Annotated in this window: 22 protein-coding genes; 6 read left to right on the forward strand and 16 right to left on the reverse strand. The window is 70.1% G+C overall.

Annotated elements, in window-relative coordinates; translation table 11 throughout:
* Position 1: 1 nt before the first annotated feature.
* The 6 genes from AB0B50_RS22370 to AB0B50_RS22395 all read right to left on the reverse strand — a co-directional run bounded on the left by AB0B50_RS22370 (position 2) and on the right by AB0B50_RS22395 (position 4,217).
* Positions 2–88, reverse strand: a complete 87-nt coding sequence (locus tag AB0B50_RS22370) for a tryptorubin family RiPP precursor (RefSeq protein WP_362334896.1) — start codon at positions 86–88, stop codon at positions 2–4.
* Positions 89–241: 153 nt separating this feature from the next.
* Entirely contained in the window at positions 242–397 is a 156-nt protein-coding gene (locus AB0B50_RS22375; protein WP_362334488.1) for a hypothetical protein, read from the reverse strand.
* 226 nt (positions 398–623) lie between these two features.
* Complete coding sequence (locus AB0B50_RS22380; RefSeq protein ID WP_362334491.1) at positions 624–1,202, reverse strand: TetR/AcrR family transcriptional regulator; 579 nt, start codon at positions 1,200–1,202, stop codon at positions 624–626.
* Positions 1,203–1,251: 49 nt separating this feature from the next.
* Positions 1,252–1,665, reverse strand: a complete 414-nt coding sequence (locus AB0B50_RS22385) for a RidA family protein (protein ID WP_362334494.1) — start codon at positions 1,663–1,665, stop codon at positions 1,252–1,254.
* 44 nt (positions 1,666–1,709) lie between these two features.
* Entirely contained in the window at positions 1,710–2,933 is a 1,224-nt protein-coding gene (locus AB0B50_RS22390; protein ID WP_362334497.1) for a Cmx/CmrA family chloramphenicol efflux MFS transporter, read from the reverse strand.
* Between the two features lie 108 nt (positions 2,934–3,041).
* Positions 3,042–4,217, reverse strand: a complete 1,176-nt coding sequence (locus AB0B50_RS22395) for a class I SAM-dependent methyltransferase (protein WP_362334500.1) — start codon at positions 4,215–4,217, stop codon at positions 3,042–3,044.
* 349 nt (positions 4,218–4,566) lie between these two features.
* Here AB0B50_RS22395 and AB0B50_RS22400 point away from each other — a divergent pair, with 349 nt between their 5' ends.
* On the forward strand, positions 4,567–5,259 hold the full coding sequence (locus AB0B50_RS22400; protein WP_362334503.1) for an alpha/beta hydrolase: 693 nt from the start codon (positions 4,567–4,569) through the stop codon (positions 5,257–5,259).
* 69 nt (positions 5,260–5,328) lie between these two features.
* On the forward strand, positions 5,329–5,502 hold the full coding sequence (locus AB0B50_RS22405) for a hypothetical protein (protein ID WP_362334506.1): 174 nt from the start codon (positions 5,329–5,331) through the stop codon (positions 5,500–5,502).
* Positions 5,503–5,510: 8 nt separating this feature from the next.
* On the opposite strand, the gene AB0B50_RS22410 is transcribed toward AB0B50_RS22405, so the two are convergent.
* From AB0B50_RS22410 to AB0B50_RS22420, 3 genes are all read right to left on the reverse strand, one after another.
* Complete coding sequence (locus tag AB0B50_RS22410; RefSeq protein WP_362334508.1) at positions 5,511–6,374, reverse strand: class I SAM-dependent methyltransferase; 864 nt, start codon at positions 6,372–6,374, stop codon at positions 5,511–5,513.
* An 86-nt stretch (positions 6,375–6,460) separates the two neighbouring features.
* Positions 6,461–7,180 (reverse strand): HAD family phosphatase, encoded by a 720-nt coding sequence (locus tag AB0B50_RS22415; RefSeq protein ID WP_362334511.1) that lies wholly within the window; start codon positions 7,178–7,180, stop codon positions 6,461–6,463.
* 30 nt (positions 7,181–7,210) lie between these two features.
* Positions 7,211–8,971 (reverse strand): carbamoyltransferase C-terminal domain-containing protein, encoded by a 1,761-nt coding sequence (locus AB0B50_RS22420; protein WP_362334514.1) that lies wholly within the window; start codon positions 8,969–8,971, stop codon positions 7,211–7,213.
* A gap of 1,289 nt (positions 8,972–10,260) precedes the next feature.
* Between AB0B50_RS22420 and AB0B50_RS22425 the strand changes: the two genes are divergently transcribed.
* Positions 10,261–11,697 carry an MFS transporter gene (locus AB0B50_RS22425; RefSeq protein WP_362334517.1) on the forward strand — a complete coding sequence of 479 codons (1,437 nt, stop codon included), beginning with the start codon at positions 10,261–10,263 and terminating at the stop codon, positions 11,695–11,697.
* A gap of 559 nt (positions 11,698–12,256) precedes the next feature.
* Here the strand turns inward: AB0B50_RS22425 and AB0B50_RS22430 are convergent.
* A complete protein-coding gene (locus AB0B50_RS22430) occupies positions 12,257–13,429 on the reverse strand; it encodes a galactosyltransferase-related protein (RefSeq protein ID WP_362334520.1) in 1,173 nt (390 codons plus the stop codon).
* Between the two features lie 307 nt (positions 13,430–13,736).
* Positions 13,737–14,873 (reverse strand): ParB N-terminal domain-containing protein, encoded by a 1,137-nt coding sequence (locus AB0B50_RS22435; protein ID WP_362334523.1) that lies wholly within the window; start codon positions 14,871–14,873, stop codon positions 13,737–13,739.
* 593 nt (positions 14,874–15,466) lie between these two features.
* On the opposite strand from AB0B50_RS22435, the gene AB0B50_RS22440 reads away from it, so the two are divergent.
* Positions 15,467–16,462, forward strand: coding sequence for a polysaccharide deacetylase family protein (locus AB0B50_RS22440; RefSeq protein WP_362334526.1), 996 nt, complete (start codon positions 15,467–15,469; stop codon positions 16,460–16,462).
* A gap of 28 nt (positions 16,463–16,490) precedes the next feature.
* Here AB0B50_RS22440 and AB0B50_RS22445 read toward each other — a convergent pair whose 3' ends face one another.
* The gene (locus AB0B50_RS22445) at positions 16,491–17,159 is read right to left on the reverse strand and encodes an ABC transporter (protein ID WP_362334528.1); all 669 of its coding nucleotides are present in this window, start codon (positions 17,157–17,159) and stop codon (positions 16,491–16,493) included.
* On the reverse strand, positions 17,159–18,076 hold the full coding sequence (locus tag AB0B50_RS22450) for an ATP-binding cassette domain-containing protein (RefSeq protein WP_362334531.1): 918 nt from the start codon (positions 18,074–18,076) through the stop codon (positions 17,159–17,161). Before AB0B50_RS22450 ends, AB0B50_RS22445 begins: the two co-directional genes overlap by 1 nt.
* An 81-nt stretch (positions 18,077–18,157) precedes the next feature.
* On the opposite strand from AB0B50_RS22450, the gene AB0B50_RS22455 reads away from it, so the two are divergent.
* Together AB0B50_RS22455 and AB0B50_RS22460 are read left to right on the forward strand one after the other, a co-directional pair.
* The gene (locus tag AB0B50_RS22455) at positions 18,158–18,901 is read left to right on the forward strand and encodes an aminoacyl-tRNA hydrolase (protein ID WP_362334534.1); all 744 of its coding nucleotides are present in this window, start codon (positions 18,158–18,160) and stop codon (positions 18,899–18,901) included.
* A 68-nt stretch (positions 18,902–18,969) separates the two neighbouring features.
* Positions 18,970–19,662: an HAD family hydrolase gene (locus AB0B50_RS22460; RefSeq protein ID WP_362334537.1), complete on the forward strand. Its 693-nt coding sequence runs from the start codon at positions 18,970–18,972 to the stop codon at positions 19,660–19,662.
* Here AB0B50_RS22460 and AB0B50_RS22465 read toward each other — a convergent pair.
* From AB0B50_RS22465 to AB0B50_RS22475, 3 genes are read right to left on the reverse strand one after another with little or no spacing between them, the layout of a single operon-like run.
* On the reverse strand, positions 19,657–20,841 hold the full coding sequence (locus AB0B50_RS22465; RefSeq protein ID WP_362334540.1) for a hypothetical protein: 1,185 nt from the start codon (positions 20,839–20,841) through the stop codon (positions 19,657–19,659). The two genes, AB0B50_RS22460 and AB0B50_RS22465, sit on opposite strands and share 6 nt — an antisense overlap.
* A complete protein-coding gene (locus AB0B50_RS22470; protein WP_362334543.1) occupies positions 20,835–22,010 on the reverse strand; it encodes a cytochrome P450 in 1,176 nt (391 codons plus the stop codon). Before AB0B50_RS22470 ends, AB0B50_RS22465 begins: the two co-directional genes overlap by 7 nt.
* Positions 22,007–22,894 carry a hypothetical protein gene (locus AB0B50_RS22475; protein WP_362334546.1) on the reverse strand — a complete coding sequence of 296 codons (888 nt, stop codon included), beginning with the start codon at positions 22,892–22,894 and terminating at the stop codon, positions 22,007–22,009. Before AB0B50_RS22475 ends, AB0B50_RS22470 begins: the two co-directional genes overlap by 4 nt.
* Positions 22,895–22,944: the final 50 nt, after the last annotated feature.

Here is a 22,944-nt window from a genome sequence, read left to right on the forward strand (position 1 = left end):
TTTAGTACCAGTGGTACCAGGCGTAGGCCTTGAGGCTCTTCTCGCCAGTGATCTTCTTCTTGAGGGAACGGACGATCTTCATGCACATACCTCCGGTCGCTTCGGTCCGCCCATGTCGTCATGGACTCGCGGAGCGTCTCCGGATCCGATCAACACGCGATAAACGGCCAGGTGATGCGCTATGCGAGGCATATCCGGAGCGTCCCGAGGGCGGACTCGGACGGATCGCGTGAGCGAAACGTCAGCGGGCCACCCGGGGCCGTCCGCGCCGCCCCGTACCGCGTCGCACCACGGCGACCTGCGGGCCGAGGGCCAGGACGGGGATGACGCTCCGCCACACCTCGGGGTTCTCCTCCACCCACATCGGCCCGCCCTGGAAGAGGGCACCGAGGCGCACGCCGTTCCGTCCGAGGAGAGGAAGCCGACCACGACGCCGAAGGCATACGCACCCCCGGGCACACGGCCGCCCCGGCGCGCCAGATCGCGTCGCCGGACGTGACAACGAGTACGAAGGCGACGGCGGCGCCGATGTATTCGGCGGCGGCCGCCAAACGGGCATGCATGGCACTTCCGGACATTCGGCGACTCTGCGCGACGCATGCGGACACTTGCTCTACGCCCGGTCAGAGGTCCGCGAGCGCCCCGTCCACCGTCGCGATCAGCACCTCGCGGTCATCCTGCACGCGACTGAGGACCCGCAGTCCGTAGTACGTGCTCTGCACCCTGCGGGCCACCGTGCGCGCGTCGCCCGTGGCGCGGATCTCGCCCGCGCGACGCCCCTCCTCCACGACGGCGCACAGTTCCTCCTCGACCCGGTCGAAGCTGCGCCGCACCGCCTCCCCGACCTCCGGGTCGAGCCCGGCGACCTCGACGGCCGCGTTGATCGCGAAGCAGCCGCGCGCGCCCGTCTCGTCGAGGTCGGCGTCGACGGCGTGGATCATCATGGCGCGCAGCCGCTCCTTCGCGGGACCGCCGCCGCGCAGGATCTCGACCTGCGCGGCGGTGGCGGTGTCGTAGTAGCGCTGGAGCGTGCGGAGGTAGAGCTGCCGCTTGCCGCCAAAGGTGTTGTAGAGGCTCGACGGCCCAAGACCCGTGCTGTCACACAGATCCCGCGTCGACGTGCCCTCGTACCCCTTGCGCCAGAACGTCTCCATGGCCGCGGTGACGACGCGGTCCTCGTTGAACTCTCGTGGTCTGGCCATGACCTCACGGTAACCGTTTTGGAACGCCCTTACAAAACTGGGAACGCGCCTACGAGACGCCTCCCGCGCTCCGCCCCACGACACCGATCGCCTCGATCTCGATCAGCCATGCGGGGTCGGCGAGCGCGGCGACCTGGACGAAGGACTCCGCGGGGAACGGGGCGGCGTAGTGCTCCGCGCGCAGTTTCGCGAAGATGTTTTGATGGGCCATGTCGGTCACGAAGACCGTGAGTTTGACCAGGCGGTCGAGGCCCGAGCCCGCGCGGGCGAGGACGGTGGACACATTGGCCAGCGCCCGCCGGGCCTGGGCCTCGAAGTCCCCGGCTCCGACGGTGGCGCCGCGCTCGTCGACGGGCGCCTGCCCCGAGGTGAAGACCAGGTCGCCGACGCGGATGCCCAAGGAGATGCCCGCCGACTCGTACCAGTCGGGGTCGGCGGTGACGCGCACGCGTTCCGTAGCCACAGCCGTATCCGTACCGGCATCGATATCGGTTCGTCGCATGGTGCTCATACCTCCGCCTTCACAGCCCGGCGCGCGGCCGGGACTTCCTGGTGTCCGGGGCCGGGGACTTCCGGCCGCTTCCGCTCCGCCCGCCGCAGACGCGCCGCCCACAGCACGCCCACCGACCCCACGGCGGCCAGCGCGGCGCCGACCCAGGCCACCGACGCGTAGCCGTACCCGGCGTCGATGGCCAGGCCGCCGAGCAGCGGGGCCACGGTGTTGCCGACGTTGAACGCGGCCGTGTTGGCCGCGCCGACCAGCGTCGGGGCACCCGGCGCGAGGGTGAACACCCGTGACTGCAGGGCGGGGTTGGTGACGTAGCCGACGAGGCCGAGCAGGAAGACCAGGGCGATCACCACGGCCGTCACGTGCGCGGTCAGCGCGAGGAGCGCGGAGAAGAGGGCCAGGGCGCCGAGCCCCAGACCGAGGGTGGCGAGGGGCCGGGACTGGCCGGTGCGCCCGCCGATGACGATGCCCGCCATCCCGCCGACGCCGAACAGGGCGAGGATCGCGGGCACCCACCCCTCGGGGACCCCGCTCACGTCGGTGAGCAGCGCCGCCAGATAGCTGAAGGTGACGATGACCGCACCGAAGGCGAAGGCCGTGATCGCGTACGAGAGCCACAGCTGGGGCCGCGCCATGCCCCGCAACTCGACCCGCACCGAGGGGCGTTCGCCCTCGGCCCGGCCGCCGGGGACGACGAGCAGCGTGCAGAGAAGGCTCACCAGGGTGGCCGCGGCCACCGCCCAGAACGCGGCGCGCCAGCTGGAGAACTGGCCAAGGACGGTGCCCGCGGGAACGCCGACGACGGTGGCGAGCGTCAGACCGCCGGCCACCACGGCGACCGCCCGCGCCTTCGCCTCGACGGGGACGAGCGCGACCGCCGTGGCCACGGCGACGCCCCAATACCCGGCGTACGCCAGGGCGCTGACGACACGTGTGACGAACAGGACGGTGTAGCCGGGCGCGAGGGCGCCGACCACGTGGGCCACGACGAAGGCGGCCTGCAGCGCGACGAGCGCCGTGCGCCGCGGCCAGCCGAGCGTGGCGACGGCGAGCAGCGGGGCGCCGACGACCATGCCGATCGCGAAGGCCGAGATGAGGAGTCCGGCGTCGGGGATGGAGACCCCCAAGTCGTCGGCCATGCCCGGCAGCAGGCCGGACAGCATGAACTCCGATGTTCCCTGGGTGAAGATGCCGAGCCCGACTATGTACACCGCAAGCGGCATGGAGGCGATCCCCCTTTTGGAGCGAGTGCTTCAGAACTGACGAGTGAGGACGCTAGCACATTCTGAATCGCTCGCTTCAAAACGGCCGGACCACACCGCTCACGCGGCTCACCCAGGCGTCAGCCGCCAGAGCGAGGTGACCTCGGCCGCGCGGGCCGCGTGCAGCGGGTCGGCGCCATCCGCGGCCCGCGGATGGCGCGGCGCGATGTCGAGGCGGTCCACGACCCGCAGCCCCGCCGCGCCGAAGGCCGCCAACAGCTGGTCGCGCGACCGGAGTTGGAGGTGCTCGGCCAGGTCCGACAGGACGAGCCAGCCCTCCCCCGCCGGCTCCAGGTGCGCCGCGAGCCCGTCGAGGAACCCGTGCAGCATCGCGCCGCCCGGGTCGTACACGCCCTGCTCGACGGTGGACGTCGGACGGGCGGGCAGCCACGGCGGATTGCACACCACGAGCGCGGCGCGGCCCGCCGGGAACAGCCCCGTGTCCATGATCTCCACGCGCCCCGCGAGACCGAGCCGTTCGACGTTGTCGCGCGCGCAGGCCAGGGCGCGCGGGTTGACGTCGGTGGCCACGACCCGGTCGACGCCCCGACGGGCGAGGACGGCGGCGAGCACGCCCGTTCCCGTGCCGATGTCGAACGCCGTACGCGGCCGGGGCACCCCCCGCGGGGCGGCGGACGGCAGCGGCGCCCGCGCGACCAGGTCGACGTACTCGCCCCTGACCGGCGAGAACACCCCGTAATGCGGATGGATCCGGGCGCCGAGGGCGGGCACGGGCACGCCCTTCTTCCGCCACTCGTGGGCGCCGATCACGCCGAGGAGCTCGCGCAGGGAGACGACGGTCGGTCCGTCGGGCGGCCCGTACGCCTCCCGGCAGGCGGCACGGACGTCGGGCGCGCGGCGCAGGTCCAGGCCGTGTTCGCCGTCGAGCCGCACGAGCAGCATGCCGAGCACCCGGGCCCGGTGGCCGCGGGCGCGGCGGTGCAGATGGAAGGACTCGGCGGGCGTGGCCCCCGGTCCCGGCGCCTTCCGGTCGACGCGGCGGCCCAGGGCGCTCAGGAGCCTGCGGGCGCCGTGGAAGTCGCCGCGCCAGAGCAGCGCGGTGCCCTCGCAGGCGAGGCGGTGCGCGGTGCCGGCCCTCGTCCGGTCGTCGGCGGCAACGACCTTGCGGGGCGGCGCGGCACCGCTCTCGGAGTGCCAACGGGCATGCCGAAAAAGCGAGTTGATGCTGTCGTTGCTGTCGTCACAGTCATTGCTGTCGTTCTCGGTCCACTCGATGCGGGGCATCAAGGACTCCTCGTGATCGCGGGCGCTGGGACACGAAGAGCGCGTCGACGCGGGAGACCTCAAGGGCTACCAGAGAACGGGCGGCCGGGAAGAGGGAGTTGCCGGACATCCGACAGCCTCACCGGCGGTTTCAGGGCAGGCGGAATCCCCGCGTCGCTGCGCGCGAGCGGATGTCAGCCGAGAACCATGCCCATCGTCATGATCGCGACGCTGTCATACGCCGCCCGCTCCTGGCAAGCCGGTCGGCACCACATCGCAGGCAGGTGTGACCGACTCGCTTTCGGAACGGACCGGTTCACGTACAAGATCGACGTGTGCCGCCCGGCCACGTATCAAGAAAGGCACCACCATGAAGCTGCACACCCACACATGGGGAACCGGCGACCGCGTCGCCCTCCTGGTCCACGGGATCATGTCGGACCACCGCACCTGGCGACGCGTGGGCCCGGCCATCGCCGAGCGGGGCTACCGCGTGATCGCCGTCGACCTGCGCGGACACGGCGAGAGCGGGCGCGGCGAGTACGGCGCGAAGATCTTCGCCGACGACCTCGTCGAGACCCTGCCGACCGGCGCCGACCTGGCCATCGGGCACTCGCTCGGCGGCCTCGCCCTGGCCCTCGCGGCCGAGCGGCTCGCTCCCCGGCGGGCCGTCTACTCCGACCCGGCGTGGGCGCTCGGCATCGGCGGTCCGGTCGACGCCGCGGCGTTCGTGGGGTTCAAGCGGGTCTCGCGCGCGATGATCAGGGGGTTCAACCCGCGCTGGGAGGAGGCCGACGTGGACATCGAGGTCGCCACCCTTGCCGCCTGGGACACGGACACCGCGCTGTCGATCTCCGGCGCGCACGCCGTCGACCACACGCCGGGCGCGCCGGTCGTGCCCTCGCTGGTGCAGGTCGCCGAGCCGAGCCTCCTCATCAACGACGCGCTCAAGGAGGAGCTGGCGCGGCGCGGGTTCGAGGTGCGGACGGTCCGGGGCGCGGGGCACACCATCCACCGCGACGACTTCGACGGGTTCATGGCGTCGCTGGAGGGATGGCTGTGAGTACGTGGGCCGCCCCTGAACCTGCCCCTGCTTCCCGGACCGACAGCAGATGAGCGAAGGGCCGCGTCCGTGTTCTCGTCGAGGACGGCCGGTGGTGCGGACCTCATGGACGGCCCGTTCGCGGACCATGAGCTCCGCACCGATAACGCAACGGCGCTGCCACTGGACACCGACCCGTACCCCACCGGCATCCAGGTCGGCGACGACGAGCACCCGCTGGACGCGACGCCGGCCGGACCCTGAACCGACCCCTAAGAAGGCCGGTGGAGGAGGACGCCGAATCCGGCTGGTTTGAGCGTGAGCTCGATCAGCGCGTCACGCTGCCTTTGCGGCAGACCCGCGGCCAGCTCCTTGACCTCGCTCGACCACGGCATCTCCTCGACGCTCGGCCACAGTTCACCGTTGGCCTCGACCAAGCGCACCACGTCGAATCCGGCACCTTCGAAGAGGTCGTAGAGCTGGTCGACCCGGAAGTCCAAGTCGTACGGGTGATAGACCACGTCGTGCAAGTGAATCAACGACTCTTCGGCCGACATGTTCTCGCGGTAGACCTTACGAGCGAAGTGCGGGGGCGCCAGGGTCCGCACGAGCTCCAGCCGGTCCGGGTGATCAGGCCCGATCTGCAGGATGCGAAGGGCCTCTCGCAAGTCCTGGAGCTCGCGACGGCCGAGAGTCGCGTACGTCCAGACGTACGCGTGGCCGCCGGGTCGCACGAACTCGAAGAGCCGCTGCGCACCGAGTGCGGTGTCGGACAGGGTCTGCAGAACACCGTGACAGTAGACGAAATCGAAGTCGCGCAGGTCGTCATTGGCGTCCAGGAAGTTGCGCTGCTCGACGTGCGCGTTGGGGATGTCGCGTTGCTGTATGAGCCCGCGCGCGTAGGCAAGGGACGGCTCGGAGAGGTCGAATGCGACAATCTTCGTCTTCGGCATCGCCGTCGCGATATCGACGGTGACGCACCCTGTCCCGCAGCCGGCTTCGAGCAGGCTGGAGAGCGGGCCGGCTTCTTCGAGCAGAGGCTGCAGGAATGTCTCGAAGTAGTCTGAATGGTTCCCGTAGGTCGGATAGGGATACTGCTGATAGAGCTCGACAACACTCGCTGTGATGTCATCCATGATCTGGTCGATCCTTTCGTTGCGCCCTGTCGAGGCACTGTGGGGAATGAAAAGTCGTCGGGCAGAACCGCGTGAACACGGCGGCGTCAGACGTGAGTCGGCCCGGACTGCAGATCGACGACGATTCCTGCGTCGAATCCCGTCAGGGTCGCCCGTCCGGCCCCCGCATCGGCGGTCGAGAGGCCGGTGAAGTCGGGCACGCTCGTGATGGCACCGACGTCGACCAATCCGGCGTCGCCGACGCCCACACACGTCGCACCCGCCCCGACGGCGGACCGCACGCCTGCGTCCGAGTCCTCGAAGACCAGGACCCGCTCCGGATCGACACCGAGCCTTTCGAACGCGGTCAGATACGGATCCGGATTCGGCTTCCCTCGTGAGACGTCGTTGCGATTGACCGACACCTTGAAGATGCCGGTCACATCAAGATGGTCCAGCACGAACTCGATCCGCCGCGGCCAACTGCTGGTCACGAGCCCCACGTCGACACCAAGGCGAGAGAGCCCGGTCAGCAGGTCGACGACCCCCGGAATGGCTGAGCATTCCGACTCTTCCTCGACCTTGTCGACCTCCGACCAGATGGCCTTGCGATCACTGTCGGACCGGTCCGGAAAGAGAAACCGTACCGTTTCCGAACCCGGTCTCCCATGAACGAAGTTCGTGATGTCCATGGGCGTCAAGACGCGACCGTGGCGACGTGAAACTTCACTCCAGGCATTCTCGATCACCGGCCCGGAGTCGACTATGACACCGTCCATGTCGAAGACAACCGCCGCGATCCGGATCCGGCGAGACTCCGCGTCCATTGCGCTCCTCGTGCGTCGTCGTTACACGGACTACCCCTGCAACTGCCGATCGGGCACGTCTGCGGCACCGCGCGCTTCATCCCGGATGACAAACGTGTCGTCGATCACCAGCACATCTATCGCACCGCTCTGGAGCGCGTCGAGGGCGTCGCGGTGCGATCCGACGATCGGCTCCTCGTGTTTGTTGAACGAGGTGTTGACCAACGCCGCTTGCCCAGTTCGCTCGAACCAGGAGAGCAGAACCCTGTGCAGGAAAGGGTCGTCCTGCTCACGCACGATCTGAGGACGCGCCGTGTTGTCGTGGTGCACGACCGCGGGGCAGGACTTTGAAAACTGCTCGTAGCAGTCGTACGTGATCGTCATGAATCGCGCGGACACATGCTCCCTGGACCACCCGACATAGCAGTCCGCGCCGAGTTCCTCCGCCGTGATCGGCGCGAAGGGCATGAACTCGGTCCTGTTCAGCCGTGCGTTGAGCCAGTCGTTGATCGAGGCGTCGTCGGTGCGGTAGAGCACACTTCGATTACCGAGCGCGCGTGGCCCGAATTCCATACGACCGCGAAACGTTCCCACGACCTGACCGTCCGCCAAGGCCTCGATGACGGTCTTCTCCATTCCGTCATCGATGCGCCGAACCGAAAGGGCGGGGTATTCGCGGAGAATTTCATCCAGCTGCGCCATGGAGATCGTCGCGTCGGGGCCGAGAGCCATCGACGGTGCCGTGGGGCGTTTGCCGGTTCGGCGGTGCGACACGACGACAGCGGCCTGAAGCGGCAGACCGCCGTCACCCATCGGAGGCATGACGTAGACATCGTCGACGCCGGCCGCATCGAATATTCGCTGGTTGAGCTTGACGTTCGCGAATACTCCGCCCGAAAGGCAGACGTTGCCGGTCGGCACCGTGGCGATGTGACGGGCCACGAGGGTGGACAGGATCGACTCGATGTGCGCCTGTGCGGCAGCGGCGATGTCGGCCGGGTCGTGCTTGGCGACCTCGGCGATCAGTTCGTCGGAGTAACCGTCGTACGACGGCTGGTAGAAATCTCCGCAGAGCGCACGGATCCGGTTGGCTTCGTCGAGGTTGATCATCTTTCGCATCAGCGGAAGAGCCCTGTCAGGGTTTCCGCTCGCCGCCAGCCCTGTGATCTTTCCCTCGTGGCGATTCGGTCGGTACCCGAGGAGTTTGGTGATCCGGCCGTAGAAATAGCCCAAGCTGTCGATGGACGTCTCCCTTTGGAGCACCTCCGTGTGCTGCTCCGTGCAGTGGGAGACCGTCAGTGATTGGAAGTCGCCTCGGCCGTCGCAGGTCACGACCAGAGCCTCGTCGAAGGGAGAGCACAGGAATGCGCCGAGCCCATGTGCCTCGTGATGGTCGACATACACGACTTTCGACCTCAGGTCATTGCTGTCCACGAAGTCGTCGAACTCGCCACGCTTTTGCTTGTCGTTCGCCATCTCGTCCGAGATGCGCTTCCTGAGGTGGCTGTACGCATCGGGGTTCCTCTGGACTTCCTCCGCTATTCGGTCGGCGTAGAGCAGCAGATGCCGATCGGCGTCGAACCCCGCATGCCAGCCGTACACGACCGCGTCCACGTCGGCGAGTAACGTCCTGCCCTCGTCGAGAACGAAGTCGATCGACCGCGCAGGCCATGTCTTGTGATCCTTGATCCGAGTGAAGCGCTCCTCACTCGCGGCTGCGACGACCGTGCCGTCCTCCACCAGGCACGCTCCCGCCAAGTCATTATTGGTTATGCCGAGAACAAGCAACCTTTCCTCCAGGTTCGGGGCCACCTATGGGCAACTTGCGAATCGGGCAAACAAAGTGCCAACCGCTCGGGGGCCGACCCCGTACGCGATCGTCAAGGCTGGGCAGTCCGTGCGGGCCGAGGTCGTCCGGCGACGCCGGCTGATGGACGGGGCGTTGGCAACATGTGCGCAACCGCGGGAACTTGGAGAATGCTCTCGACGCTCACCCGTCCTCTGGTGGCAGTGGACTCGGCACGGCCATGGGCTTTCGACAGTTTGCAGGTCTGGAACGAGGCCTTGATGTCCTCGCGGCACCTCAGACGACACGAACCGGAACACGAGACACCAGGATGGACGGGTCGGATATCGGCGCGAAGGGTGCTGCGCGGGTCAGCCGTAGGACTGGCGCCATTCATCTCGAGTTAGCAGCGCTGTTCATCTCGGCTGCTGCGTGGATTCCGTCCTGCATTCAGTTCCCCCTACTGCAATGAGAACAGATAGCGAACCGTGCCCCTTTAGATCATTGAGGAGCACGGCCAGATTCAAGCTGGCTCATCACGTCAAGTCAACTGTTCAACCGGCCTATCGGCGCCGAGAATTCGCCAGAGTGGCCTCCGGTCGGGTGACTCGAGGTATTAAATTCGGCCACTGTGGTCAGTGATCGCAACGCATGAGGCTCGTGTGCCGTTGATGAGGTGTTCGGAGCCACAACCCATCAGCACAGCAGCCCCGTTGGTTCCCGGTCGCCGCGTGCGACCGGGTCGGTGACGGTGTCGGCCACACGCGCAAGTACCGTCGACAGGCCGGGTGAACGTGCGACTTGTCGGTCTCCGGCCTTGCCGGCAGACTGCGCCGGCATCGGCACGAGGCTTCGGGTGACCAGTCCGAAACCACGCCCTGGTCGAGCCTTGTACCGATCTCATCGCGCAGTGGCGAGTCCCCTGTATGACTGCGCCGCCTCCGCAGTTGAACAGCGGCAAGCCGACGATCACCGTTGGGTGCCGCGCAGCCGAGCCGCGCCGGCAGTCCGTCCTCGTACCGCATGTGGACCGCTACCTCTTCGCCTTCAATCCCGGTCCGTACAACAGAGCCTGGGCTGTGAACTGCGGCGTGGTGAGCGGCGGTGGTCCGGACGGAAGCCCCCATGCGATTGACCTCCGAGCAGCGTGGATCCAGCTCTGCAAGCCCCCGCCGACTCCCCGGCAAAGCCCCGCGGGGGCCGTACGGCTGTGCCGTTCACAGTGCCCAACTGAGGGGTGTTGCACGTCGATTGACAGGTAGTTCGGCCCATGCCAGCCTCCCAACGAGCCACACCGGACTGTCAGAGGAGCAGCATGGTCGCTACCCCGGCGGACCATATGAGCGCGGCAGTCCCTGGCATCTTCAGCCCGTCCTACCGAGCGCGCACAGTCGCGGTGGCCGCGACGTTCGTCGTGACCGCACTCGCCGCTCTGGCGCTCAACACGGTCATGCCCATCGCGGTCCAAGACCTTGACGGCCTCGGGCTGTACGCCTTCGCCTTCGGCGGCTTCCTGACCACCAGCATCGTCGGCACCGTCCTCGCGGGCGGCCTGGCGGACCGCCGAGGACCCGCGGCCCCCCTGTACGCGGGGCTGGCCTGCTTCGCGGTCGGCGCGCTGGTCTCCGGCGCCTCGAGCTCCATGTGGCCGTTTCTGCTGGGCAGGTACCTTCAGGGGTTCGGCGGCGGCGCGGTGACCGTATCGCTGTACGTGGTCATGGGACACGGCTATCCGACAGCGCTGCGGCCCCGAATATTCTCGCTGGCCACCGCGTGCTGGATCGTTCCCTCGATGATGGGCCCGCCGATCGCGGGCGCGGTCACCGAGTGGCTGTCGTGGCACTGGGTGTTCTACGGCATCGGCATCCTCACCGTCCCGGTCTCGGTTCTGCTCGCCAAGCCACTGCGCCGGCTGAACCAAGCGGGTGCGGCCGACAAGGACGCGCTGGACGAACAACCCTCCGGAGAGGCGTCGTTCGGGGAGCAGGCCGGCCTGAGTGTCCTGCCCGCCGTCGCGGTGGCGGTCGGGGCGGGACTGCTCCAGTACGCGGGGGCGAAGGGCTCCACGCACCAGTTCGTCGCGGCCGGCGCAGGCCTGCTGCTGCTCGTCGTCTTCCTGCGGCACCTGGTCCCCGCGGGCACACTGGTCGCGCGGCGCGGCATCCCGACGCTGGTGGTGCTGCGAGGAGTATCAGCGGCGGCCTACTTCACGATCGAGACCTACATCCCGCTCATGCTGATCAATGAACGGGGCTGGTCCGCCGGCGCGGCCGGAATGTCGTTGACCGGAGCGGCACTTACCTGGTTCGCCGGCTCCTGGCTTCAGGGACATTCGCGGCTGCCGTGGCCACGCCAACGGGTGGTCCTCAGCGGTGCGCTGATCCACGGAGCCGGGGTGGCGATCACCCTGACCGGTGCTCTGCAGGAGGCCCCCGCGGTGACCGTGGCCGTCGGACTGGCCGTGGCCGGCTTCGGAATGGGACTGTTGCTGCCCGGAATCGGCGTCCTCACCCTTGAATACTCACCGGTGGACCACCAGGGCCGCAATTCAGCCGCACTGCAACTGTCCGACAACCTCTCCAGCGTCTTGCTCGTCACCGTGGCCGGGGCGCTCTTCAACGCTGCTCATGTACGGGCGGGCGCGGACGATGTGGCGTTCGTGGCCGTCTTCGGCGCCGCTCTCGTCACCGCGGCCAGTGCCGGGCTGCTCGCCCGGAGGATCACGCCACGGCACGCGAAGGGCCCGGCGTGAGCCTCTGGAACGCTGCGCCTGGACCCAGGCCGACAGGCCGACAAGGAGGAGCTGTTCAACTGCCGCGAGGCACCAGTTGAACAGCTCGCCGTCCGCGTAAACGTCCGGCAATAGCCAAGGCCCTTGGCGAGAGGCCAAATATGGCAGTTGTCCCTCCGGTCGAGGGCATGAGCATCACCACGGGGAACTCGACGGATGGCCGGCGGCTCCACTCAATGTGGTTGTGCAGGAACTCGCCTCCACCGGCCCCGATCTCGTATGAGGGCCGTCAGCTTGCCGACGGGATGCGGCGGCGTCGCAGCTCGCGCCGCACAGCTTTCGAGTCGTAGGCCTTTGCGCGCGCAGATGAGTGCCGTCCACGCATGCGCGGGCCCGGTCGAGTCCGTCGGCCGCGTCGAGTTCGCCGAGCAGGACGCGGTGCAGTTGCAGCGGCGGTTCGAACCGCGCCCACAAGCCGTTGTCCACGATCCACGGCCGAGCCGTCACACGAAGCGAACGGCCGGATCATCGCATCGGTCACGCCCGGCCGGGACAGCTCGACAAGATCCTGTCCGAGCCTCTACTCGACGTAGCGATCGAGGCGACCGATCTCGGCGTCGAACGGCCAGGTGCAGAAGGCGAGGTTCTCGACTTCCTCGTAGAACGGTACGCCGCTTTCGGCTTTGTGCACGGCGCGACCATGGTGCAAATGCACCATCGGATCGTCGTGGCGATCCATGACTCCATGGCGCTCGATGCGCCAGACGAAGTCCTCGTCTTCGCCGCCCCATCCGACGAACCGCTCGTCCATCCCGGCCAGTCGTCGAAAGAGCGATTCCCGGAGCCACACACACCCGCCTGGCGGCCGCCGGAGCCACACACCGCGCATGTCTTCCCGTTCCCCCCGATGCGCACCGTCGAGGCAGCGCAGCACACTGGCCCGCACGCTGGCGCGTTCATCGAGAAAGAGCATGTCGCTGTAGGGCCAGTGTGCCTGCGTTCCGCAATGTCCAAATCGTTCGACTGCACGCTCGATGAAGTGGTGATCGACAAGGATATCGCCATCGAGGACGCATATGAGTTCGGCCGGACGCGCACCGTGTACGACGCCGGCATTCACGACCCACGACTTATTGAACGGGCCGGGACTGGGAGCGAACAGGTAGTGATCGCACGCTCCGGCGAAGAGCTCTCGCCATCGAGGCCGCTCATCACTCTCGACGACGATCACCCGGTATCGATCGCGCGGATAGCTCTGGTCTGCGAGGGCGTTGAGCACGGCGGCCAGGTTCCGCACGCGGTCATGCGCGTCCTCCGCTGCGCGAAAGGGGATGACGACAGCGGCGTCAACCGGATGTGTCCCGTGGTGCGGGCGCCGCACGATGCCGTCGAGCAGTGCGTCCGCCGTCGGGGCGGGAGTCTCGTGGCCGAGGGGGGAACCGAAGTGCACAAGCAGCCGTGACGAACTCTCCACTTCCTGCGCGAGCGCGACCAGCCGTGCGGACTCCGGCGTGCCGGCCTCCACGAAGACGGACTCGAGCTCCTTGACGAGTTGTCGGCACGCACCGTCGTCGCGCGGGCTCGCGGCGACCGTCGACGCACGTGCGCGGATGTCGGGCCGCTCGGAGTCGAGCAGGGCGGAAACCATCGCCGCGTGGGTGTCGGCCGCCCACGTCCAGTAGTTCGGCGCGACGCCCTGCGCGCCGGGGTCGTGAACCAGCACCAGGCTGCTCACCGCCGCGTACGCGAGCATGTGCGGCTCTTGAGGTCTCGGTGCCACGTGACATCACCATCCTGTCAATCACCGTCTGGACCTGCATCGCCGCGATGCTCCCACCGATGCTGCGCTGTTGGAAAGACAGGCCTTCGATGCGCTTCGCCGTGGCGGCAGGACGGCTTGCCGGTGACGGCAGCCGGCGCTGCCCGCCGCCGACTCGGTGTGTCGGCCGCGTTCGCCTCGCAGGGTGTACTGATCGCCGCGGCGCCGGGCCTGTTCACTGTGGACGCGCGTGACAGGCCCGGCCCGCGGCGAGAGAGTTCACCACGTTCCGTTCCTCTGCCTAGCTTTCGTCGGCGGGCACTCGTTGCGTGTCCGCCGACTGACGGCTGCTCTCCTCGAGCTGCCGGGCGAAGGTCTGCCAGTCCTCGGCGTAGCTCTGCGCCAGGCTCAGCAGTGCGTCCACGCTGTGCCGGGGGATGCTGTCGGCGATCTGCTGCCATTCCTCCGACTTCGAAGGGTGCGCGGCGAGCATCCGTAACAGCGTCCGTCCCTTTTCCGAGAGCCGCAATGACGGGTCGCGGGTCAGCCGGGCGAGCACCTGCTTGCGCTCCTCGGGCACGATCCGGCTCGTCTCGGCCTGTACCGGCCCGCTGGGTACGGGGAGTCCGCGCTGCCTCTCGCGCTGCCCTCGGGGGATCACGTCCCGGCCGGACAGGACCCGCTGTCTGACGTCCCGGGCCGTGCCCAGGGAGATTCCCGCCTCGCGGGCGATGTCCCGCAGGGAGAGCTGTCGGCCACTGCGTATCAACTCGGCGGCCTTCGAGCGCCCTTCCGCGGCACTCATCGGCCGGACTCGGCCGTCGCTGCCCACCCGGGTGGGCAGCATGGGAACGTTGTCCATGGAGCGCCGGAGCGAGGCGATGGTCCGCGCCGCCAGCCCGCTGGCGTGCGCGACGCGACGATCGGACCACTGCGGATGGCTGCGCACGATGCGCTGGGCCGCGGCTATCCGGTCGCTGCGCCGCAGGGGCTGGCCATGCTCCACATTGAGCCGCACGGCCAGCACGAACGCATCGGCCTCGCTGCCTTCGAAGAAGCGCGCCTCGATGTACTCGTCACCGCGCAGTTCCGCTGCGCGCAGCCGGTGTCTGCCGTCGATCACCTGCATGGTCGGCCGGTGCACCAGGATCGGGGGCACCTCCGTCCCGGACTCCACCAGCCCTCGGACATGCTCCAAGTCCACCCCTTGTGAGCGCGGTGACACCGAGAGCCCCATGGACACGTCGGTGAGCCTGAGGGTATAGATGGGCAGCACATCCAGGTTGGGCCGCCGCATGAAAAGCTCCGCCCCGTACCCCGGGCCCTGACTCGACGGGAACACAGCGGCAAAACTTTCCTCGACAGCCCAGGTGCCGCCCCCGCGATTGGCCGACACCTGAACCAGAACGCCTGCCGGTATGGCACTGCCTTCTTCCACGCTGGATCGCCTCCCGCTGAACCATTTTCTATCTGTCGGTACAAACCGCCATCTGTCGTTACGAACCACTGAGCATCCGCCCCGTCACCACTGCCGAGGCCAGCAGCGCCCGTTGCGCTCTCGTCGCTTTGGTGAGGGAAAGGGAGGGTGGGGCGACGCGCCTCGATTCCACGTGCGGCGCGCCTGATTGTCGGCTGCAGAATAGAGATCGGACGGGTTTCACGTACACCATGCGGCGTCAGAAGAGACGCTCACAGGGTGGGCAAGGTCTACGGAAAGGATGCCCGCCATCGGGCAGGTCAGGGCGGCATTCGCCGAAGTTGCGCTCCGCTTCTCTTTTCTGCTCGTTGGTGTTGTTCGGCCACACAGGCACTCGATCCCCTGCGGGGCGCCCGGATCGAGCGGACCTGCCCCAGGCCCGCATCTGAGCTTGTCCCACCTTTCGGTGCCTCCGCGTCGGCTTCGGCCGCGGAAAAGAAGTGCCACAACGCCGCCCTCATCCGCCTCGCCCCCGGCACCGGACGGGTGGTGACGGGGCGGGGCGGTGGGGCACGCTGTGTGGTTTGTCGCATTCGCACATATATCGTCGCCGGGTGATCACTCTCGTACGGAGATACGCCGCGCTCTGCGCCCTCGGCACCCTCACCGCCGTCCTCGCCGGATGCGCCGGCGGCACCGCCGCTCCGGGGCACCCGGGCCACCCCGCCCGGCCCACGGCGAGCCCCGCCGCCCCCTCGCCGCCGCCCGCACCGCCCACGCTCGCGCCGGGCCCCGCCGGTCTCACCCCGGTGTTCACGAACGGGTCCCGTACGCAGGGCCGCACCGTCGCCCTCACCTTCGACGCCGACATGACCGCGGACCAGGGGCCGCGGGCGGCGGCGGGCGAGCGGTTCGACAACCCGGCGCTGGTCGCCACGTTGCGACGGCTCAAGGTGCCGGCGACCTTCTTCATGACGGGGCGGTGGGCCGAGGAGTACCCGGCGCAGGCCAAGGACATCGGCCGGGATCCGCTCTTCGAGGTCGCCAACCACTCGTACAGCCACCACGCCTTCACCGGCAGCTGCTACGGCCTGCCGAACCTCCCCGCGGCCCGGATGCGGGCCGACGTGGAGCGCGCCTTCGACGCGTTCCGCGCGGCGGGGGTCGAGCGTCCCGTGCCGTACTTCCGCTTCCCCGGCGGCTGTTACGACCGGCAGGCCCTGCGCGCGCTCGCGCCCGGCGGGGTCACCGCCGTGCAGTGGGACGTGGTCAGCGGCGACGCCTTCGCGACGGACTCCGCGGCGGTGGCCCAGCAGGTGCTCGACGGGGTGCGGCCCGGCTCCGTCGTCGTCATGCACTGCACGCGCAGCGCGGCGCCCGCGACGGAGCGGGCGCTGCGGACGATCGTCCCGAAGCTGCGGGAGCGCGGGTTCCGGTTCGTCCGGGTGTCGGAGCAGATCGGGTCGGCTGCGGCGAGTTCGCAGGGCGTGACGGGCTCGCAGGGCGTGACGGGTTCTCCGGGCGCGGCGGCGTCTCCGGGCGCGGCGGCGTCTCCGGGCGCGGCGGCGTCTCCCGCCGCGTCGAAGGGGGCCGCCGCGGCGCGGGGCTGAGGCGGGGTCCTTCTGAAGCGGGGTTCGTTCAGCTCCGCCGCGAACTCAGCGCGCACGCCGCCCAGACGGCCGCCCCCGCGGCGGCCAGCGCTCCCGTCAGGGCACCCAGCGGCACCGGCACCGTGCCCTCCCGCGACCCCGTGGTCAGATCGGTGAGGACCGACTGCGCCGGGGAGCCCGTGGTGACCAGCAGGAGCAGCGCGCCGAGCAGCATCACGGGCACGGCACGCCCCGCGGTGCGCAGCAGCGGCCAGTTGGCGAGCGCGCCGAGCGCGGTGCCGAGCAGGGCACTGACCAGCATGGCGAGCAGCCCGGCCGCGCCCGCGGACAGCCTGGGCACCGGAACCCGCGAGTCGGTGCTCGCCGCGTCGCTGATGGCGGTCACGACGAGCACGGCGGCGGTGCCGAGCGCGGCCGCCGCGAGGAACGCGGCGAGCAGCGAGGCGAGATGGGCCCGCCCCGGGCCTGCCGCCGCGGCGGAGCAACTGCGCGCCGCGGGCGGCTCGTTGGTGACGCAGATCCGCACCAGCCAGGCGGCGACGGGCAGCAGGGCCGCGGCGGAGTACGCGAGCGAGTCCAGGATGGGCTGCCCTCCCTGTACGCCGACGGCGAGGAAGACGGCGTACAGGATCACGGCGGGGAGCCACCGCTGGGACCGCACCAACAGGGCCCCCTGATAACACAGCAGAGCGTTCATCACCGGCCCTGCCTTTCCTGACGACCGGAGGCGGGAAGACCGGAGTCCTCCGGCTCCTCCCTCCGCACCGCCACCACATGCCAAGGCGGCCGCGCCGTCAGGAGATCTCTCAGCGTTCGGTCCGAGTGGGGTTCCGGGACCGTGAGGCGGATCGTGCCGCCGGAGGTCACGAGGGGTGCGTCCACGGCTCTCGCCGCGGCCTGCGGGGGAAGGTCCGCGCCCCGGGGGCCCCGGGCCTCGATGATCACCACGGGGGCCTGCGGGTTCGCGTCCGCCGAAGTCCCGTCCTGCGTACGGTGATTCAGGGACGTGCCCACCACTCCGTACGCCTCGTCCGCCACCCCCGCGAGGCGGCGTGGGTCGTGGTCGACGAAGACCACGGAGCCGCCCGCGGCCGTGCGCTCCGCCACCGCGCGGTCGAGTTCGCCGCGGGCGGGCGCGTCCAGGCCCGTCCATGCCTCGTCGAGGACCAGCAGGTCGGGATCGGCGAGGAGCGCCTGCGCCACGGCGACCTTCTGGCTGCTGCCCTTGGACAGCTCCGAGAGCGGCGTGCGCGCGTACCCCGCGGCGCCGAACCGCTCCAGCCACTCCGTCGCGCGCCGCCCCGCCGCGCCCCGCTCGAGACCGTGCACGCGGCCCATGTGCGTGAGGTAGCCGTACGCCGTGAACGGCAGTGCCGCCGGGAAGCGTTCGGGCACGAACGCCGTGCGCGGGCGCCCCGCGACCCGCCCCTCGGAGGGGGCGTCGATCCCTGCGACAAGCCTCAACAGCGTTGACTTTCCCGTGCCGTTGGCGCCCTCGACGCGTATCAGCGCGCCCGCACGCACACCGAGGTCGACGCCGCGCAGCACCCACGGACCGGCCATGCCGTAGCGGCGGCCCACGCCTTCGAGCCGCACCGCGAGATCACGTTCCATGCGGGCCATCCTCGCGCATGGCCTCCCGCGCCGGTCCCGATCCCCCGGCGGCGCTGATCGAACACCTGGCAGACTGGGCGTGTGAGCAGCGACGAGACCACCGTCCCCGACCGGCCGGGCGACGCCCAGGACAGCCCCTTCCGGCACGAGACCACCTCGCGCGACGAGGCCCCGCAGTTCGTGCTGCCCCTCGTCGCCCGCATCGAACGTGCCGCTCCCCCGGCCCGCACCGACGCCCTGGAGACCGCGGCCCGCGCCGTCCTCGTGATGCTGAGCGACGCCCGCTCCCTCGGGGACGGCGAGTGGGCCGAGGCCATGCGCGACTGGCAGGACGCCCGCATCCGCAAGGTCGTGCGGCGGGCCCGCGGCGCCGAGTGGCGCAGGGCCGAGGCGCTGCCCGGCATCACGGTCACCGGGAAGTCTGCGGAGGTCCGCGTCTTCCCGCCGATCCCCCTGGACGGCTGGCCCAAGGACCTGGCCCGCCTCCAGGTCTCGGGCACGGACCTGGACGACCCCGAGCCCCCGGCGGACGCCGACCGCACGCACCCCGTCCTGTGGATGAGCCCCGAGGTCGAGATGTCGGCGGGCAAGGCGATGGCCCAGGCGGGCCACGGCGCCCAACTGGCCTGGTGGGAGCTGTCGGACGAGGAGCGCACCGCCTGGCGCGACGCCGGTTTCCCCCTCTCCGTGCGCACCCCGGACACTGCCGCCTGGCACGCGCTCGCCGCGAGCGGCCTGCCCGTGATCCGCGACGCGGGCTTCACCGAGATCCGGCCGGGATCGGCCACGGTCGTGGCGGATCACCCCGCCCTGCGCGCGCGGTGAGCGGCGACGCCCGCGCGCCCCGCGCCCGACTGTCCGAAACAATGCCGTCGGTGGAGGAGGAACGCCCGGTGCGCACTGGCCCCGAGGCTCCGCGGGAACACCGGATCCGGCACGTCGTCTGGGACTGGAACGGCACGCTCCTGGACGACAACCATGTGATGCTCGCCTCCGTCAACGACGTCTGCGCCCACTTCGGCAGGCCCGCCGTCGACATGCGCACGTGGCGGGCGGCGCTCCGAAGGCCCCTCTGGCTCTGCTACGGCACGATCCTCGACCGCGACGTGAGCGCCCCCGAGGACTGGGCGGAGGTCGTGCGCCTCTACCGCGCGGCCTACCGCGGCCGCCTGGGCGAGTGCCGCCTCGCCGCCGACGCCGAGAAGACCATGACCCGCGTACGGGACGCGGGGCTGACCCAGTCGGTCCTCTCGATGGCGCTGCACGAGGACGTCACCTCACTGGCGACGCGGTTCGGCGTGCACGCGTACGTGGAGCGGATCGACGGCGTTCTCCCCGAGGCGGCGGGCGGCCACAAGGCCGGTCATCTCGCGGCGCACCTCGGGCAGTTGGGGCTCGAACCGGACGAGTGCCTGCTCGTCGGCGACGTCGACGACGACGCGGCCGCGGCGGAGCAGGTGGGCACGCACTGCGTGCTGGTCACCACCGGCATGACCTCGGCCGACGAGCTCCGCACGACGGGGCGCCCCGTGGTGGGCAGCCTCGCGGAGGCGTTCACGTTCGCCTCCGCCGCCGCCTCCTCATGACGTCACAAGGCGGAGCAGGTCCGCGACCGGCACCTCCTCGTCACGGCTCATCAGGGCGGTGGCCACGCGGTAGGGATCCGCGTACCCCAGGTTGCCGGTGAGCCGGGTCAGGTACGGCGCCACGTCCGCGCCGACGTCCGTGCGCTCCGCGAGGAGCCGTTCGGCCCGCCGCACCCACCGCCCCAAGTGCTTGACGGTGAACGACTGTTGGGCGGTCCTGCCGAGGCCCGCCACCAGGTACAGGCGCAGGCCGAGGCGGAACGCGGCCAGGCCGTGCCGTTCGACCAGCGGGCCCTGGAACGCGTCGAGCGTGTATCCCTCCCAGCCGCCGGCCCGCGCCGAGCGCGTGACGCCGTCGAGCGGGACGCGCGGCACCTCGAACCGCGCCACCTTCGCGCCGAGCGTCTCCAGTACGTGGGCCACGGTGCGGTAGTCGGAGCGCAGTTCGACGTCGTGCGCGAGGACGACCAGGTCGTACCGGGGCAGCACGGGGATCAGTTCGCGCAGGAGGTGGATCAGGTAGTTCGCCTGTCCCTCCTCGTTCACGACGAGCCGCAGGGGAAGGCCCTTGCGGGTGGCGTCGAGGTAGACGGGGGCCGCGAGCGGGCGCCCGTCCAGGCACGCGTCGTGGCGCACCAGGAGGTCGATGACCTCGTCGGCGGGGGCGAGTTCGGGCCTGCCGCGGCCGAGGGAGGGATCGGCCATGCCCAGGCGCCGGTAGTGGTTCTCCCACAGGTCCAGGAGCCGGTCGCTGACGGGGTGGACCCAGCCCTCCTCGGCCCGCCGGACCACCGGCCGGATCGCGGCGTACGGTGCGGCCGCCCCCTCCCTGTGGTGGGCGACGTAGAGGTGGCCGATGTCCTCCTCGCCGAGCGCTGCCGCGTCGATGCCGGGGTGGCGGCGCTCCAGGTACTCCCAGAAGCCCGCCACCTGACGGCTGCCCGTGTAGACGGTGTGGTGGTAGGCGCAGTCGATGTCCGCGAAGGCGTGCGTGGCCCGCATGATCAGGTCGAGGGACAGCAGGTACTTGAGGTGGGTGGGCGTCAGGGGCTTGGTGGGGCTCACGGTGACCGGGGCGAGCAGGACCCTCCGGCGCTCCGGGGACACCGCCGTGTCGTGCCCCGGGGTCGCCGTCGTGTCGTGCCGCGCGGGCCGCCGCGCGGTGTCGGCGGCTACCACGTGACCGGCAGCTTCCGCACGCCGCGGATGTACATCCCCTTGCGCCACTCCAGTTCCTCCTCCGGTACGGCGAGCGTCAGTTCCGGCAACAGGCGCAGGAGGGCGGCGAGCGCGACCTCCAGCTCCATCTGGGCCAGGGGCGCGCCCAGGCACCGGTGACGGCCGTGGCCGAGAGCGAGGTGCGGGTTGGAAGGACGGTCCACGTCCAGCGCGTCCGGGTCCGGGAACACCTCGGGGTCCCGGTTGGCGCCGTCGGTCACCGGCAGCACGACCGTGCCGGGTTCGAGCTCGGTGCCGCCGATCGTGACGGGCCGCTGCACGACGTGCGGCACGCCGCCCGCGGCGTTCAGCGACGTGTATCTGAGCATCTCCGACACGGCGGCCGGCATCAGCTCCGGATCCGTGCGCAGACGCTCCGTCAGCTCCCGCTCGCGCTGCAGGAGCAGGACGCACAGGCCGAGTTGGTTGGCGGTCGTCTCGTGGGCGGCGATCAACAGCCCGTACGCCAGGTGCACCGACTCGTTCGGGGCGAGGTCGCCGTCCCGCGTGGCCCGCGCGATCCTGCCGAACAGTCCTTCGGGGTCCGCGTGCGGCCCGGCGAGGAACTTCTCGAACTCGGCGAACATGGCGTGGTGGGCGGACTGCACCTCGGACTTGGCGTACGCCGTGATGGACATCATCCGCTCCACCAGGGGCAGCAGCCGCCGTACGTCGCTCTCCGGCAGGCCGAAGACGCGGCCGATCACGCCGACGGTGAGCGGCACCGCGAAGTCCTCCAGGAGGTCGGCGGGCCCGCCCTTGTCGCGCAGCGCGGTCGCCAGGTCGTTCGCGAGGTCCGCCACGTACGGGCGCAGCTGGGTGGCGCGCTGTGCGGTGAAGGCGTGCGCGACGATCTGGCGCCGCCGGGTGTGGTCGGGCGGGTCCACCGAGTTGAGCGCGAGCGACTCGGGCGAGCGCGCGCTGAGCCCGAACTGCGAGGCGGGGAAGCGTGCGAAGGCGGAGTCGGTGAGCACCTGGCACATGTCCTCGTGCCGGTGGACGAGGAGCGCTGAGACGCCGCTGCGCAGGGTCGCGGGCACCAGCCTCTCGCCGTGCGCCAGGGCGCTGAACTCCGGTGCGGGCTCGACGCCTTCGTGCTCGGGGAAGGGGAAGGGGCAGGCCGATGTCACGGTGCGACCTCCGACGGTGCGGTCTCGCCGAGGGCCTTGCGGATCGCCCGGACGGTCTCGACGGCCTCCGCTTCGGTGCAGTGGCCGGGGTTGCCGACGAGGGGGCGGCCCCGGGGCCCGTCCTCACCGATGCGCGGCATCAGCCACGTGTGGAAGTGCGGGGTCCCCTCCATCGACGAGAACGTGTAGACGCGCGGCGACCCGGTGGCCTCCTTGATCGCGGTGGTCAGCCGCCGGACCAGCAGCGCGTGCGAGGCGGCCTCCTCGTCGGTGAGGTCGCTGTGGTCGACGAAGTGGCGGTGCGACTCGATGAGCAGCGTGCCGCGCGGCCAGTAGCCCGTCGGTCCGTGGCAGGCCCGCCACGTCCCGTCGTCCACGAGGTGCCCGCCGGGCGGCACGGGGCGCCCGGCCCAGGAAGGCACGGGTTCGCCCGCGTATTTCTCGCAGATCAGGCAGCGCTCCGCCAGCGGGGTGCTGTGGTCGAACAGCCGGCTGACCGGGTCGGCGACGTCGGCCAGCGGCTCCAGCTGGACGTGGCGCACGTACCACGCGTCGAGGTCGGCGGCCCGTGCCCGGGAGTCCGCCAGGTGCTCGGGTTCGCGCAGGGCCCAGCGCTCCTCGGCGTCCTTCGCGCTCAGTCCGGTGCGCTCGCCGATCCACGTCCAGGACGCGCCGCGCGTACGCAGGTAGGCGACGAGTTCGTCCTGGAGCACGGGGACGTCATCGTTCAGGAGCCGCCAGATCCGCTCGCCGAGCGTGCTGTCGGCCCCGGCGGGGGCGTCGGGTTCGGCGACCGCCTTGCGGAGCTCGTCGGACAGGTCGCGCAGGCGCGTCGACAGCGCCAGGCGCGCCAGGTCCTGCTCGGTGTGGTGAGGGAGATCCATGGTCGTCCTTCTTCTCCGTCAGGGGTCGGTCGGGGTCGGTCGGTGCCGGT

It is taken from the genome of Streptomyces sp. NPDC041068, assembly GCF_040647455.1.
GTDB lineage: Bacteria > Actinomycetota > Actinomycetes > Streptomycetales > Streptomycetaceae > Streptomyces.